At 67.9% G+C, this 14873-nt stretch carries 15 protein-coding genes; 8 read left to right on the top strand and 7 right to left on the bottom strand.

Annotated features, from left to right (window positions below; all coding sequences use genetic code 11):
* The first annotated feature begins 3 nt into the window (after positions 1-3).
* Positions 4-363 carry a dihydroneopterin aldolase gene (folB, locus tag ACZ50Q_RS02155; RefSeq protein ID WP_008164827.1) on the top strand — a complete coding sequence of 120 codons (360 nt, stop codon included), beginning with the start codon at positions 4-6 and terminating at the stop codon, positions 361-363.
* Positions 364-365: 2 nt separating this feature from the next.
* The gene (gene ttcA, locus ACZ50Q_RS02150) at positions 366-1334 is read left to right on the top strand and encodes a tRNA 2-thiocytidine(32) synthetase TtcA (protein WP_076517526.1); all 969 of its coding nucleotides are present in this window, start codon (positions 366-368) and stop codon (positions 1332-1334) included.
* A 57-nt stretch (positions 1335-1391) separates the two neighbouring features.
* Here the strand turns inward: ttcA and ACZ50Q_RS02145 are convergent, their stop codons facing one another.
* The 6 genes from ACZ50Q_RS02145 to apaG all read right to left on the bottom strand — a co-directional run bounded on the left by ACZ50Q_RS02145 (position 1392) and on the right by apaG (position 6899).
* Complete coding sequence (locus tag ACZ50Q_RS02145; RefSeq protein ID WP_464080398.1) at positions 1392-1901, bottom strand: hypothetical protein; 510 nt, start codon at positions 1899-1901, stop codon at positions 1392-1394.
* Positions 1902-2048: 147 nt separating this feature from the next.
* Entirely contained in the window at positions 2049-3008 is a 960-nt protein-coding gene (locus ACZ50Q_RS02140; protein ID WP_464080397.1) for a D-2-hydroxyacid dehydrogenase family protein, read from the bottom strand.
* A 66-nt stretch (positions 3009-3074) separates the two neighbouring features.
* Positions 3075-3863, bottom strand: coding sequence for a DsbC family protein (locus ACZ50Q_RS02135; protein WP_092576437.1), 789 nt, complete (start codon positions 3861-3863; stop codon positions 3075-3077).
* Between the two features lie 136 nt (positions 3864-3999).
* Positions 4000-5169, bottom strand: a complete 1170-nt coding sequence (locus ACZ50Q_RS02130; RefSeq protein WP_464080396.1) for a UbiH/UbiF family hydroxylase — start codon at positions 5167-5169, stop codon at positions 4000-4002.
* A complete protein-coding gene (gene mltA / locus ACZ50Q_RS02125) occupies positions 5166-6470 on the bottom strand; it encodes a murein transglycosylase A (protein ID WP_464080395.1) in 1305 nt (434 codons plus the stop codon). The genes ACZ50Q_RS02130 and mltA overlap by 4 nt, the downstream gene beginning before the upstream one ends.
* A 54-nt stretch (positions 6471-6524) precedes the next feature.
* A complete protein-coding gene (gene apaG, locus ACZ50Q_RS02120; protein WP_076517538.1) occupies positions 6525-6899 on the bottom strand; it encodes a Co2+/Mg2+ efflux protein ApaG in 375 nt (124 codons plus the stop codon).
* A gap of 129 nt (positions 6900-7028) precedes the next feature.
* On the opposite strand from apaG, the gene rpe reads away from it, so the two are divergent.
* From rpe to trpC, 6 genes are all read left to right on the top strand, one after another.
* Positions 7029-7757 carry a ribulose-phosphate 3-epimerase gene (rpe, locus tag ACZ50Q_RS02115; RefSeq protein WP_076517540.1) on the top strand — a complete coding sequence of 243 codons (729 nt, stop codon included), beginning with the start codon at positions 7029-7031 and terminating at the stop codon, positions 7755-7757.
* A 15-nt stretch (positions 7758-7772) separates the two neighbouring features.
* Positions 7773-8480, top strand: coding sequence for a phosphoglycolate phosphatase (locus ACZ50Q_RS02110; RefSeq protein WP_464080394.1), 708 nt, complete (start codon positions 7773-7775; stop codon positions 8478-8480).
* Between the two features lie 290 nt (positions 8481-8770).
* On the top strand, positions 8771-10291 hold the full coding sequence (gene trpE / locus ACZ50Q_RS02105) for an anthranilate synthase component I (protein ID WP_092576447.1): 1521 nt from the start codon (positions 8771-8773) through the stop codon (positions 10289-10291).
* A 62-nt stretch (positions 10292-10353) separates the two neighbouring features.
* The gene (locus ACZ50Q_RS02100) at positions 10354-10920 is read left to right on the top strand and encodes an anthranilate synthase component II (protein WP_076517547.1); all 567 of its coding nucleotides are present in this window, start codon (positions 10354-10356) and stop codon (positions 10918-10920) included.
* A gap of 12 nt (positions 10921-10932) precedes the next feature.
* Complete coding sequence (gene trpD, locus ACZ50Q_RS02095; protein WP_092576453.1) at positions 10933-11964, top strand: anthranilate phosphoribosyltransferase; 1032 nt, start codon at positions 10933-10935, stop codon at positions 11962-11964.
* On the top strand, positions 11961-12749 hold the full coding sequence (gene trpC / locus ACZ50Q_RS02090; RefSeq protein ID WP_464080393.1) for an indole-3-glycerol phosphate synthase TrpC: 789 nt from the start codon (positions 11961-11963) through the stop codon (positions 12747-12749). The genes trpD and trpC overlap by 4 nt, the downstream gene beginning before the upstream one ends.
* Positions 12750-12791: 42 nt before the next feature.
* Here trpC and ACZ50Q_RS02085 read toward each other — a convergent pair whose 3' ends face one another.
* Positions 12792-14666, bottom strand: a complete 1875-nt coding sequence (locus ACZ50Q_RS02085; RefSeq protein ID WP_464080392.1) for a sigma-54-dependent Fis family transcriptional regulator — start codon at positions 14664-14666, stop codon at positions 12792-12794.
* Between the last annotated feature and the right edge of the window lie 207 nt (positions 14667-14873).

Genomic DNA, 14873 nt, shown 5'->3' with positions numbered 1-14873 from the left:
ATCATGCCCACTCGCCGCATCATTCTTTCCGGGCTTGCGCTCGACGCCCGCATCGGCATCCTCGAGCACGAGCGCCGCGCCACCCAGCCCCTGCATGTCGACGCCGACTTCGACGTGGACATCCAGCGCTCGGTCGACGACCACGACATCCACAGCGTGCTGGACTATCGCCGCCTGCGCGAGGCCATCGTCGAAGAATGCACGCAGGCGCACGTCAACCTGATCGAAACCCTGTCCGAACAGGTCGCCGCGCGCCTGCTGGCCGATTTCCAGGAAATCCGCGCGCTGCGCCTGCGCATCAGCAAGCCCATGGCCTTCTCCGACTGCGCCGCGGTGGGCGTGGAAATCCAGATCACCCGCTGACCATGAACGATATCGCTCCCCCCGGCGTGCAGTTCCGCACGCCCGCCGACGAAAAGGCGCGCTTTGAAGCCAACAAGCTGACCAAGCGCCTGGCGCGCGAGACCACGCGCGCCCTGTCCGACTACAACATGATCGAAGACGGCGACCGCGTGATGGTCTGCCTGTCGGGCGGCAAGGACTCGTATTCCATGCTGGACATCCTGCTCCAGCTCCAGAAGCGCGCGCCGTTCAAGTTCGAGCTGATCGCCGTGAACCTGGACCAGAAGCAGCCGGGCTTTCCCGACCACATCCTGCCGCAGTACCTGAAGGAACTGGGCGTGCCGTTTCACATCGAGACGCAGGACACGTACTCCATCGTCACGCGCGTGCTGGAAGAGGGCAAGACCATGTGCTCGCTCTGTTCGCGGCTACGCCGGGGCATCCTGTACCGCGTCGCATCCGAGCTGGGCGCAACCAAGATCGCGCTGGGCCACCACCGCGACGACATCCTGGCCACGTTCTTCCTGAACCTGTTCTACGGCGGCAAGGCCAAGGGCATGCCGCCCAAGCTGGTGTCCGACGACGGCCGCCACACCGTGATCCGCCCGCTGGCGTATATCCCCGAGACCGACCTGATCGCCTACTCGGAACTCAAGCAATTCCCCATCATTCCGTGCAACCTCTGCGGTTCGCAAGAGAACCTGAAGCGCAAGGAAGTGGGCCGCATGATCAAGGAATGGGACAAGCAGCACCCGGGCCGTTCCTGGAACGTGTTCAACGCGCTGTCGCGCGTGGTGCCCTCGCACCTGATGGACCGCGACCTGTTCGATTTCGTGGGCCTCAAGCCCACGGGATTGCCGGACGCCAATGGCGACACGGCGTTCGACGCGGTCGATCCCGACGAGGATGCGGACGAGGCCTGCGGGGATACGCCGCAGGCAGCGGAGCCGGGCGGGATTGTGGAGAAGAAGGTGGTGTTTTCGCGCGGGTGATGGCGCCGTATCCGCAGCGTGATGCGCGGGCGCCTGCCCGCGCGGTTCCAAGATGACCTAGGGCCTGAATCCGTAGTATTCGAAGGGCAGGCAGACGGCAGGCGCCTGACGCGACTTCAAATAATCGGCCAGGCAGGCAATGTTTGCCTTGACCTGGCCTTTTTCACGCTCGGACAAGGTGCCCAGCACCTCGTCCGCGGCCATGACGGACAGGTAGTGCCGCAGCGCGAAGTCCATATCCCCATCAAGTCCGAGCGAGGTAGCCCCGTTTCTGGTCCGGATCTCGCCCAACATGTGAAGGTTCGCGGTTACGTACTCTGCCAGGACTTGCGGACTTGGATGCCGAATGGCGCTCTCGCCGAAGGACTTCGCGGCGCCGGACCAGTCCTTCCTGCCCTTTTGCTCCAGACCCGCTTGGTAAGAGAGGGCGGCCTCCCTTTCTTCCACGCCTGCAGGATGCAGCCGGAGCCATGCGGAGACGATTTCCGGCTTTGACAACTGCATCTGCGTCAAGACCCGCGCAGGCATGGGGTCGGCATGAGCGCGCGCCATCAACGCCACGAGCATGCCGTGAACCAGCCACAGCAACCGTGCCGACCGCATTCTCATCGCCGTCCCTCCCCCGTCACCAGCAGGACTGTATAGCGCCACGCAAATAAGTCTATAAGCGTTGTCTGAGCGCGGGTCGAAGACAGGCGAGCAGTCAGCGGCCGTCTACGCCGCGTTCAGCACCCGGATCGGCTTGCCCGCTGCCCACGCCTTCACGGCTTCCAGGCAGTTCTGGTAGAAGGCTTCGAAGTTCTCGCGGCTGACGTAGCCCAGGTGCGGGGTCAGGATCACGTTGTCCAGGTCGCGCACGGAGTCGGTGGGCGACAGCGGTTCTTCGGGAAAGACGTCCAGGCCGGCGCCGGCGATGCGGAATTTCACCAGGGCGTCCATCAGGGCTTCCTGGTCGACCAGGCCGGCGCGCGAGGTGTTGACGAGGTAGGCGGTGGGTTTCATCGCGGCCAGGGCGGTGGCGTCCACGACGTGGCGGCTGCGGTCGGACAGGATCAGGTGCAGGCTCACGACGTCGGACGTGGAGAAGAGTTCGTGCTTGTCCACGCGAGTGACGCCGGCGGCCTGCGCGCGCTCGTCGGTCAGGTTGGGGCTCCAGGCCACCACGTCCATGCCGAAGGCCAGGCCCACCTTGGCCACGGCCGCGCCCAGCTTGCCCAGGCCGACCACGCCCAGGCGCTTGCCCGCCAGCGGTTCGGGCATGGCCGTCTGCCACATGCCGCGGCGCATGGCCGCGTCTTCGGCGGGCAGATGCTTGAAGAGGCCCAGGATATGCGCCCAGGCCAGCTCGGCCGTGGCGGTGTTGGCGTCGGCGCTGCCCGGCGCGCCGGAGACGACGATGCCCTGCTCGGCGCAGGCCTGCATGTCGATCGCGTTGTTGCGCATGCCCGTGGTGACCAGCAGGCGCAGCTTGGGCAAGGCGCGGATGCGCGACGCGGGGAACGGCGTGCGCTCGCGCATGGCGACGATCACGTCGAAGGATTCAAGCGTGGGCTCGACCTGATCGTCGGGAATGAAGTTGTTGAAGATCTGGACCTCGGCGTCACCGCCCAGAGAGGTCCAATCCGCATAGCGCCGGGCTACGTCGTGGTAATCGTCGAGTATTGCGATTTTCAAGTCTGGTCTCCGGGTGGGGTGGCGCGTGTTGCGCCACCCCACCCGGGCCGGCGCAACGTGCGCCGGTCAGTTCAAACGGGCCTTGAGCTGGTCCAGCGGCAGCGCGCCGCTGATGCGCGAACCGTCGGCAAAGAACAGCGTCGGCGTGCCGCGCACCATCAGTTGCTGGCCCAGCGCCAGCAGCTTGTCTTCGGGCACCTCGCAATCGGCGGCGGGCGGCGTCTTGCCGCGCAGCATCCAGTCGTCCCAGGTCTTGCCCTGGTCTTTGGCGCACCACACGTTGCGCACCTTGACCTTGGAATCGGGCGACAGGATGGGATAGAGGAAGGTGTAGACGGTGAGGTTGTCCACGCCCTCGAGCGTCTTGCGCAACTGTTTGCAATAGCCGCAATTGGGGTCTTCGAAGATCGCGACCTTGCGCGAGCCGTCGCCCTTGACCTGCTTGATCGCCAGATCCAGCGGCAACTGGTCGAACGTGACGGCGCTGAGCTTTTCCTGGGATTCGCGGGTGACGTCGCGGCGCGTCATGGCGTCGATCAGCGGACCTTCCATGACCCACGTGACGCCCTCGTCCGTGTAGATCAGGTCCATGCCGAGCTGCACTTCGAAGAGGCCATAAGGGGTGCGGCGCACGGTCGTGACGTTCATGCCGGAAAAGCGCTGCTGGAAGCGTTCTTTCACGGCAGCCGACTGCGGGTCGAGCTCGGTGGTGGAGACGCTTTTCTCGCCCTTGGCCGGCTGTCCCACGGACTGCGTGGAGACGGACTTGCCGTCCTGGGCCTGGGCGGAGGCGGACAGGCCGATGCCCGCCGCCAGGAAACAAGCCGCCAGGGTGGGGGAAATGCGGAATTTCATCGGTGCTCCTGTACGTGTCTTCGTGTGCTCAGCCGGACAGCGTAACCGATCCGGCAGGCGCGGCCCCGGCGCAAGGCCAGGGTCCGATAGCTATCAGACTTCCGCGCGCCGGCGCGGGTTCCGCCGGCCTGCTGGTTCAGTTGGCGGACGCCCCGGCAATCAGGCGGCGCTTGACCAGCGGCGCCCGGTCGACCCAATGCATGCCGGCGTTGCGCAGCCAGACCAGCGGGGTCGCCCTGGAGGCGAACAGCTTGTGCAGGCCGTCCGTGGCCAGCCGCATGGCGAGGACCGGCTCGGCCCGCGCGCGCTGGTAGCGGTGCAGCACGCGCAGGTCGCCCGCCTGGCGGAAAGGTTCGCGCCCCGCGACGATGCGGGCCAGCGCCTCGACGTCGCCCAGGCCAAGGTTCAGGCCCTGCCCCGCCAGCGGGTGCAGGCGATGCGCCGCGTCGCCGGCAAGCGCGATGCCGGGCGCCACCATCTGGGCGCGTTCCAGCGTAAGGGGGAACCCATGCAGCTTGCTGCGGACCTTCAGCCGGCCCAGCCGGCCTTCGGCGGCCTCGGCGAGCAGGGCCTCCAGCCGCGCGGCCTGGGCGTCCGGCGGCAGGTCCAGCAAGGGCTGGGCGAGCTCGCTGCGCATGGACCAGACCATGGAGACCTGCGGGCCGTCCGCGGTGTCGGGCAGCGGCAGCAGGGCCAGCACGCCGTCGTCGCGGAACCATTGGAACGCGGTGCCGTGGTGCGGCAGTTCCGCGTCCAGGTGCACCACCAGGCCGGTGTCGCCGTAGGATTCGGCTTCGTGCTTCAGGCCCGCGGCGGCGCGCAGCGGCGAGGTGGCGCCGTCGGCGCCCACGAAGAGCTCGGCCTGGATGCGCGCGCCGCTGTCGGTGTCGACCGCGCCATCCCGGTAGCCCGTGCAGCGGTCTTCCAGCCAGGCGATGCCGAACATGCGCACGGCCTGGATCAACACACGCTCGATCTCGCCGGACTCGACGATCCAGGCCAGTTGCGGCAGCGCCGCCTGCCAGGCGTTCAGGTTCACCTGGCCATCGGCGTCGCCGTGGATTTCCATGGCCTGCACGGGCATGAGGCGGGACGCGGGCATGGCGTCCCACACGCCCAGCTCGGCCAGGAAACGCTGGCTGGCGGGCGAGATGGCGTAGACGCGCGGGTGATAGCGGTCGGGGTCGGCAGGCGGCACGGCGGCGCGCGGCGCCAGCACGGCCACGCGCTGGCCGCGGCGGGCCAGCGCCAGCGCGGTGGACAGGCCGACGATGCCGGCCCCGCAAACGACGATCTGATGGCTCATCTTGCGGAAGGCTCCCCGGCCTGCTTGGGCCACAGCAGCCACATCTGGCCGCGTTGTTTCATGCGGCCGGCCAGTTGGCCGGCTTCTTCACCGTAACCCCAGTAGAAGTCGGCGCGCGCCGCGCCCCGGATGGCCGTGCCCGTGTCCTGGGCGAAGACCAGGCGCTGCAGGGGCCGGTCGGAGGCCGGATAGGTGGTGGACAGGAACAGCGGTGTGCCCAGCGGCACGAAGGTCGCGTCCACCGCCACCGAGCGCCGCGGCGCCAGCGGAATGGCGTAGGCGCCCTTGGGGCCCTGTTCGGGGTCGATGACGGCCTCTTCGCGGAAAAACACCACGGCCGGGTTGGCATTGAGCATTTCAGGCACGCGCTTGGGATTGCGCTGCGCCCAGGCGCGGATGTTCTGCATGGACGCCTGGTCGGCGGTGAGCTCGCCGCGGTCGATCAGCCAGCGGCCGATGGACACGTAGGGCTGGCCGTTGTGGTCGGCATACGCGACGCGGATGGTCTTGCCGGCATCGGGGCCGTCGGTCAGCAGCACGCGCCCCGAGCCCTGCACCTGCAGGAAGAAGTTGTCCACGGGATCGTCCACCCAGACCACGACGGGCGGACGGCGGCCCGACGAGGATTCGATGGCGGCGCGCGTGTCATAGGGCACGACGCGCTTGCCGTCCAGCTTGCCGCGCACGCGCTTGCCCGCCAGATCGGGGTAGACCGAGCCCAGGTCGATCGTCAGGAGATCGGCGGGCACCGCATACAGCGGCCATTGGTAGACGCCGCCCTGCCGGCGCGAACCCCGCACCAGCGGCTCGTAGTAACCCGTCACCGTATTGGCCGCGGGCTTGCCGTCGGCCGCGTTCAGGCGCCAGGGCTGCAGGTAGGTCTGCAGGAAGCGGCGCACGCCTTCGCTGTCGCCAGCGGCCGGCGCGCGGGCCGGATCGGCGGCGGCGGCGCACACCGGTTGCCAGGCGCGCGGCGTGGCCCGCGCGGGGGCCGCCAGGTTGCCGCTGGTCGGCCGCATCAGGCCCTTGCAGTTGCGCAGGAAAAGGGGCCAGAACTGCGACAGGTCGTCGGCGCTCCAGCCGGGCAGTTCGGACCAGTTGGCGGGCTTGAGCTTGCCGGCCAGCGCGCGCGGCGCGGAGTCGGGCAGCGCGGACAGCGACGGCACCACGAGCGGGCCGTCGGCCGCCGGGGCGCGCACGCCGGGCGTACCCGGCAGGCCGGCATCAGGGGGAATATCCGAAGGGGTGGAACATGCCGCCAGCAGGACCGACAGCACGGACAGGCTAAGAATGCGCTTCATGAGCAGGGGGAAAAACGCAGAGGGAAAAACGTGCAACAGATAGCCTGACCATGCTCAGTGCAGCGTGCGCGGCATGGCCAGGACGAATTCGGAGATCGGGACTTCAAACGGGATGCCGTTCTCGCCGACGCAGTGATAGATGCCGCGCATCGTGCCCACCGGCGTGGGCAGGGGACAGCCGCTGGTGTATTCGAAGGTCTCGCCCGGGGCCAGCAGGGGCTGCTGGCCCACGATGCCCAGGCCGCGCACTTCCTGCACGCGCTGGTTGCCGTCGGTGATGATCCAGTGCCGGCTGATCACCTGGGCGGGATGTTCGCCGGTATTGGTGATGCGGACGGTGTAGGCGAACACGAATTGCTGTTCGCCTGGGTTGGACTGTTCTGGCACGAAGCGCGGAGAGACAGAGACGCTCAGGTCGTAAGGTTTCACAGTCCTTCCCTGTGTGGCTGCACGCAGGCGGCCGGATGCCGGCGCCGACGCTTGAAAAGACGAAGAATTCTGGCGCGTCACACCGGGACGTTCCCGATACCCCGCCTCAAACTGCAATAATGGCACATTATGCCCTTCCCGACCCCGAACATCATGTCCAAGCAAACGGCCTCCACCCGCATTACTCCCAGCATCCTGTCGGCTGACTTCGCCCGGCTGGGCGAGGAAGTCCGCAATGTCGTCGCCGCGGGCGCCGACTGGATTCACGTGGACGTGATGGACAACCACTATGTCCCCAACCTGACCATCGGCCCGATGGTGTGCGCGGCGATCCGCCCCCACGTGCAGGTGCCCATCGACGTGCACCTGATGGTCGAGCCCGTGGATGCGCTGGTGCCGCAGTTCGCCAAGGCCGGCGCCGACTACATCAGCTTTCACCCCGACGCGAGCGCGCACGTGGACCGCACGCTTTCCCTCATCCGCGAAAACGGCTGCAAGGCCGGCCTGGTGTTCAACCCGGCCACCCCGCTGTCCTACATGGACTACGTGATGGACAAGATCGACCTGGTCCTCATCATGTCGGTGAACCCGGGCTTCGGCGGCCAGAGCTTCATCCCCGCCGCGCTCACCAAGCTGCGCGAGGCGCGCGCCCGCATCGACGCCTGGATGCAGGCCGGCGGCCAGGAGATCGTTCTGCAGGTGGACGGCGGCGTCAAGATCGACAACATCGCCGAGATCCGCGCCGCCGGGGCGGACACCTTCGTGGCGGGTTCCGCCATCTTCGGCAAGCCGGACTACGCCGGCATCATCAAGGCCATGCGCGAGCAGATCGCCATCGGCGAAACCACCGCCGTCTAAGCCCAAGGAATCGACATGACCGCATTTCGCGCCGCGCTGCTGGACCTTGACGGCACCCTGCTCGACTCCATTCCCGACCTGGCCTTTGCCGCCAACGCCATGCGCGTCGAGCTGGGCATGATCTCGCTGCGCGAGGACGTGGTGGCCACGTTCGTGGGCAAGGGGGTGGACAACCTGGTGCGCCGCAGCCTGGCCGGCTCGCTGGACGCCGCCGACCCGTCGCCCGAGGATTTCGCGCGGGCCCGCGAAGCCTTCTACCGCCATTACCACCTGGTCAACGGCGAACGCGCGCAGGTCTATCCCGGCGTCATCGACGGCCTGAAGCTCATGCGCGACCTGGGGCTGAAGCTGGCGGTGGTCACCAACAAGCCCACGGAATTCACCCTGCCGCTGCTGCAGCGCACGGGCCTGGCGGGCTTTTTCGAGGCCGTGGTCTGCGGCGACACCTGCGAGCGCCGCAAGCCCGATCCCGACCAGGTCCACCATGCCTGCGACCTGCTGGGCGTGGCCGTCGGCGAGGCCGTGACCATCGGCGATTCCATCAACGACGCGCAGGCCGGCCGCAGCGCCGGCACGCAGGTGCTGGTGGTGCCCTACGGCTACAACGAAGGACGTGACGTGCGCGAGCTGGATGTCGATGGTATAGTTGACACGCTTGTTGACGCCGCCCAGTGGGTTGCGCTCTGGAATCAAAACCAGAACGCGGCGAAAGTATCCGCCTGAAACCCCGTACCCGCCTGAAAACCCGGGACTGAACGGCGCAACAACGATTACCCCGAATCCACCGAATACCCATCAATGAACGTTTCCATCCAGAACCAAATGCTCGGCGCCTCGTGGCGTTGGTGGCGTTTGTCTTCCGGGTGGCGATGATTCCCTTCCCGGCCCTAGACGCAACCTTGCCGCCTAGCGCCGATTCTGTGTAAACAGAGCCAAACCCGGAACCAGTTAACTGGACCGGGTTTTTTGTTGCGTGCCCGGTCCGAAAGCAGACACCGCTTACGAGACCCGACATGACCGAAATCGAATTCAAGGCCCTTGCGGCACAAGGCTACAACCGCATCCCGCTGGTGGCCGAAACCTATGCCGACCTGGACACCCCGCTCGGCATCTACCTGAAACTGGCGCATTCGGGCCCGCTGGCCGGCCGCATGACCTGCCTGATGGAATCGGTGGTGGGCGGCGAGCGCTTCGGCCGCTACTCCTTCATCGGCCTGCCCGCCCGCACGGTGATCCGCGCCAGCGGCACGCGCACCGAAGTGCTGCACGACGGCAAGATCGTCGAAACGCATGACGGCGATCCGCTGGCCTTCATCGAGCAATACCAGAGCCGCTTCAAGGTCGCCCTGCGTCCGGGCATGCCGCGCTTCTGCGGCGGCCTGGCCGGTTATTTCGGCTATGACACGGTGCGCCACATCGAGCCCTGCCTGGGCCCCGCCGTCAAGCCGTTTCCGGCCGGCATGGAAGGCGGCACGCCCGACCTGATGCTGATGCACGTGGATGAACTGGTCATCGTGGACAACCTGGCCGGCCGCATCTACCTGATGGTGTACGCGGACCCGGGCCAGCCCGAGGCCTACAGCCGCGCGCAGCAGCGCCTGACCGATCTGCGCGCGCGCCTGCGACGCCCCGTGGAGATTCCCTACAGCCACGCCAGCATGCAGACCGAGGAACGGCGCGACTTCAAGAAAGAGGACTACCTGGCGGCGGTCCTGCGCGCCAAGGAACACATCGCCGCCGGCGACCTGATGCAGGTGCAGATCGGCCAGGTCATCGCCAAGCCCTTCCGCGACTCCCCGCTCTCCCTCTACCGCGCCCTGCGGTCGCTCAATCCCTCCCCCTACATGTACTTCTGGAACTTCGGCGACTTCCAGGTCGTGGGCGCGTCGCCCGAAATCCTGGTGCGTCAGGAGCGGACCGTGGAGAACGGCGAGCCGAAGTCGCAGATCACCATCCGCCCGCTGGCCGGCACCCGCAAGCGCGGCGGCACGCCTGAGGAGGATGCCGCGCTGGCCGCCGAGCTGAAGGCCGACCCCAAGGAGATCGCCGAACACGTCATGCTGATCGACCTGGCGCGCAATGACGTCGGCCGGGTGGCGCAGGTGGGCTCGGTGAAGGTCAGCGACACCATGGTCATCGAACGCTATTCGCACGTGATGCACCTGGTGTCCAACGTCACCGGCACCCTGAATCCCGGCATGAGCAGCATGGACGTGCTGCGCGCGTCGTTCCCCGCCGGCACGCTGACGGGCGCGCCCAAGGTCGAGGCCATGAAGATCATCGACGAACTGGAGCCCGTGCGCCGCGGCATCTACGGCGGCGCGGCCGGCTACCTGAGCTACGGCGGCGAGATGGACGTGGCCATCGCCATCCGCACCGGCGTCATCAAGGACGGCACGCTGTACGTGCAGGCGGCCGCCGGCATCGTGGCCGACTCCAACCCCGAAGCCGAATGGGCCGAGACCGAAGCCAAGGCCCGCGCCGTGCTGCGCGCCGCCGAGCAGGTGCAGCACGGCCTGGACGAACCCATCTGAGACTGGCGGCAACCGCCCCCCGCTTACCGCCCGGGCCGCAGGACGGCCCCGAGGAGAAAAAAATGCTGTTGATGATCGACAACTACGATTCCTTTACCTACAACCTGGTGCAGTACTTTGGCGAACTGGGCGTGGACGTGCGCGTGGCCCGCAACGACCAGATCACGCTGGAGGAAATCGACGCGCTCAATCCCGACCAGATCTGCGTGTCGCCCGGCCCGTGCTCGCCGGCCGAGGCGGGCATCTCGGTGCCGCTGATCCAGGCCTATGCCGGCAAGAAGCCCATCCTGGGCGTCTGCCTGGGCCACCAGGCCATCGGCGCGGCCTTCGGCGGCGACATCGTGCGCGCGCAGACCATCATGCACGGCAAGACCATCCAGCTCTCGCACACGGGCACCGACCTGTTCCAGGGCCTGCCCACGCCGTACACTGTCATCCGCTACAACTCGTTGACGATCGACCCGGCCACCCTGCCGGACTGCCTGGCCGTCACCGCGACGGCGCCCGACGGCGACATCATGGGCGTGCGGCACAAGACCCTGCCGCTGTACGGGGTACAGTTCCACCCCGAATCCGTACTGAGCGAGCACGGCCACGCCCTGCTGCGCAATTTCCTGAACCTCGCCTAAGAAGGACGCATCGTGACGATTTCCCCCACCGAAGCGCTGACGCGCTGCATCGAACACCGCGAAATTTTCCACGACGAAATGCTGCACTTGATGCGCATGCTGATGCGCGGCGAGATGTCGCCGCAGATCGCCAGCGCGCTGCTGATGGGCCTGCGCGTCAAGAAAGAGACCATCGGCGAGATCACCGCCGCGGCCCAGGTCATGCGCGAATTCGCCACGCCCGTGGTCACGCCCAACCCGAGCGAGCTACTGGACATGTGCGGCACGGGCGGCGACGGCAGCCACACGTTCAACATCTCGACGACCGCCATGTTCGTGGCCGCCGCGGCCGGCGTGCCCATCGCCAAGCACGGCAACCGCAGCGCCTCCTCGTCCAGCGGCAGCGCCGACGTGCTGGAGGCGCTGGGCGCCAACCTGGTGCTGACGCCGGAACAGGTGGCCGAGTGCATCCAGCAGACCGGCATCGGCTTCATGTTCGCGCCCGCCCACCACGGCGCCATGAAGAACGTGGCGGCCATCCGAAAGGAGCTGGCCGTACGCACGATCTTCAACATCCTCGGTCCGCTGACCAACCCGGCCGGCGCCGCCAATCAGTTGATGGGCGTGTTCCACCCCGACCTCGTCGGCATCCAGGTGCGCGTGCTGGAACGCCTGGGCTCGCGCCACGTGCTGGTCGTGCACGGCAAGGACGGCATGGACGAGGCCTCGCTGGGCGGCGCCACCATGGTGGGCGAACTCAAGGACGGCGTGGTCCGCGAATACGAAATCCATCCCGAGGACTACGGGCTATCCATGATGTCCAACCGGAGCATCAAGGTGTCCAATCGCGAGCAGTCGCGCGAGCTTGTCATAGAGGCGCTGGAAAATGTCGAGGGCGCGGCCCGCGACATCGTCGCCCTGAACGCCGGGCTCGCCATCTATGCCGGCAACAAAGCCGATTCCATTCCCGAAGCCTTGGCGCTAGCATTTGAACTAATTTCCACCGGCGCGGCACGAGCCAAGCTGGAAGAATTCTGCGCCTACACCCGGACATTCCAGAAATGAACGATATTCTTGCGAAGATCCTCGCCGTCAAGGCCGAGGAAGTCGCCGCCGCCCGCCAGATGCGCAGCGAAGCCGAAGTCCTGCGCGAAGCGCAGGCGCGCCAGGACGTGCGCGGCTTTGCCCAGGCCATCGAAGACAAGATCTCGCAGGGCAGGCCCGGCGTCATCGCTGAAATCAAGAAGGCGTCGCCCTCCAAGGGCGTCATCCGCGAGGGCTTCGCCCCCGCCGAGATCGCGGCCACCTACGCCGTGCACGGCGCGGCCTGCCTGTCGGTGCTGACCGACGTGCAGTTCTTCCAGGGCTCGCACGACCACCTGCGCCAGGCCCGCGCCGCGTGCTCGCTGCCGGTGCTGCGCAAGGACTTCGTGATCGATCCCTACCAGATCATCGCCGCGCGCGCCATGGGCGCGGACTGCGTGCTGCTGATCGTGGCCGCGCTCACGCCCTCGCAATTGCGCGACTACGAAACGCTGGCGATCGAACTGGGCATGGACGTGCTGGTCGAGGTGCACGACGCGCAGGAACTGGACGTCGCGCTCACCCTCAAGACGCCGCTGCTGGGCATCAACAACCGCAATCTGCGCACCTTCGAGACCAGCCTGCAGACCACGCTGGACCTGCTGCCCCGCATTCCCGCGGGCAAGCGCGTCGTGACCGAAAGCGGCATTCTCAAGCCGGAAGACGTGAAGCTGATGCGCGAGCACAAGGTCGACGCGTTCCTGGTGGGCGAGGCATTCATGCGCGCCAAGGACCCGGGCGCGGAGCTGGCGCGGTTGATGGGGTGACGGGTTGATGGGGTGACGGGGTGATGCCCGGCCGCGCCGAGGTCAGCGCGGCCGTGTCAAACCCAGCGCCGCCGCCCGCCGATAGACGGTGCTGCGGTGCACACCGAGCGCGCGCGCCGCGCGGCTGACGCTGCCGCCGTGCGCATCCAGCGCGTCGCGAATCGCGGCGTCGGTCATGGCGTGCAGATCGGGCGCGCCGGCCAATGGCGGCGCCGCGCTTGCCGCGCCGCGCAACTCCGCGGGCAGCATGTCCGCGTCCACCCTGCCCGCCGGCCCGGCCAGCACATGCAGGGTGCGCAGCACCGACACCAGTTGCCGATAGTTGCCAGGCCACGAATACGCGGCCAGCAGGGCTTCGATGGCGGGCGGCAGCGCCGGCCCCGCGCCTTGCGCGGCCCACAGGCTGCGCAGCAGCTCCAGCCGGTCCGCCCGCGCGCGCAGGGGTTCCAGGGTGACGGTGTATTCGGCGATCCGGAAGTACAGGTCCGGCCGCACCGGCGCATCCGGACCCTCATGGGCGAGCGGCCGGTGCGTCGCGCACACCAGCGCGAAGTCCACCGGCACGGGCCGCGCCGCGCCCAGCGGCGAGACCTCGCGCGTCTGCAGCACGCGCAGCAGTCGCGATTGCAGCAACAGCGGCATGTCGCCGATTTCGTCCAGGAACAGCACGCCGCCATGCGCCTGGCGCAGCAGCCCCTTGCTGCCCTGGCGGCGCGCGCCAGTGAAGGCGCCGTCTTCGTAGCCGAACAATTCCGATTCGATCAGGCTTTCCGGCAGGGCGGCGCAATTCACCGCCACGAAGGGGCCAGCCGCGCGCTTGCCTCGCGCATGGATCTGCCGCGCAAAGACTTCCTTGCCCACGCCCGTTTCGCCTTGCAGCAGGATCGACACGCCCGCATCCGCCAGATGCACCGCCCGCGCCAGCGCGCCCAGCGTGGCGGCATCGAAGCTGGCGGCGGGCGTGTTTGAAAGGGCGCCGGTCGGCCGGGCGGGCGGCGCGCAGGGCGGCTGCGGGGGCCGGCCGCGGGGCCAGCGCAGCCGCGCGTGATAGACCGCCCCCGTGCGTGTGTGCACCCGGCCCGCCGCGTCGGGGCAGCGTTCGATGGCGCCCTCGAAGACATCCGCGTAGCGGTAGACGCCCAGCGCGGTGGCCGCCAGACCCAGCGCCTGCAGCGCGCGCCGGTTCGCGCCGATCAGCAGGTCGCCCTGGAACGCGAGCAAGGCCTCGCCCGGCTGGCCCAGTCCGGAATGGTCCGCGTGCAGGCGCAGCACGGCGCATTGTTCATAGGCGTCTTCGAACATCTGGTGTTCGATGCGGTCCACCGCCAGGCGCACCAGCGCCAGCACGTCGGGGCGCACCTCGCGGGCCTGGCTGGACAAATCCAGCACGCCCAGCGTGCGGCCTTCGCTGTCGGTAATGGGGACGGCCGCGCAGGTCAGGATGCGGTTGGGTTCGAAATAGTGTTCGGCGCCGTGCACGGCGATGGGCCGGCCTTCGACCAGCGCGGTGCCGATGGCGTTGGTGCCCGCGGCGGCTTCGTCCCAGGGCGCGCCGGGCATCAGCGCCACGCGCGAGGCGCGATGCGCAAACCCCGCATCGCCGTCCGACTCCAGGACCAGGCCCTGGGCGTCGGACAGGATCACCAGGTTGCCGCTGCCGCCAGCCTGGCGGCGCAGATAAGCGATGGCCGGTTCGGACATGCGGCGCAGCGCCTCGTTGCGCTGCTGGGCCTCGCGCAGTTCGCCCTGCGTCATGAGCTCGGCGCGGCGCACGCCGCGCATGTCAAAGCCCAGGTCGGCGCAGCGGCGCCAGGACCGCAGGATGGGTTCGGCGACCATGCCGCCGGGCACCGCGCCCTGCTGGTTGAACAACAGCCGCGCCTGCGTCAGCGTCTGCCGACGGGAGTGAGTGGCCATGCATGTCTCCTAGGACCGGCGTTCTGCGACGCCTGTTCTGCGACACCTGTTCCGCGACAACGTCGCAGATTGCGACAGTGTGGCGTCAGGCGGGGCGGCTTGCCACCCCTGGGGCGCTGACTTGCCCAGGGTCAACCCGCAACCGGAAATCTACTTTCGCACGCGAGGCGCGGCGTGTCCAGCCGGGATGCCCCGACTGGCATGCGT

The organism is Achromobacter sp. T5-5 (assembly GCF_055397965.1).
This window is presented reverse-complemented; position numbering and strand designations above follow the sequence as displayed.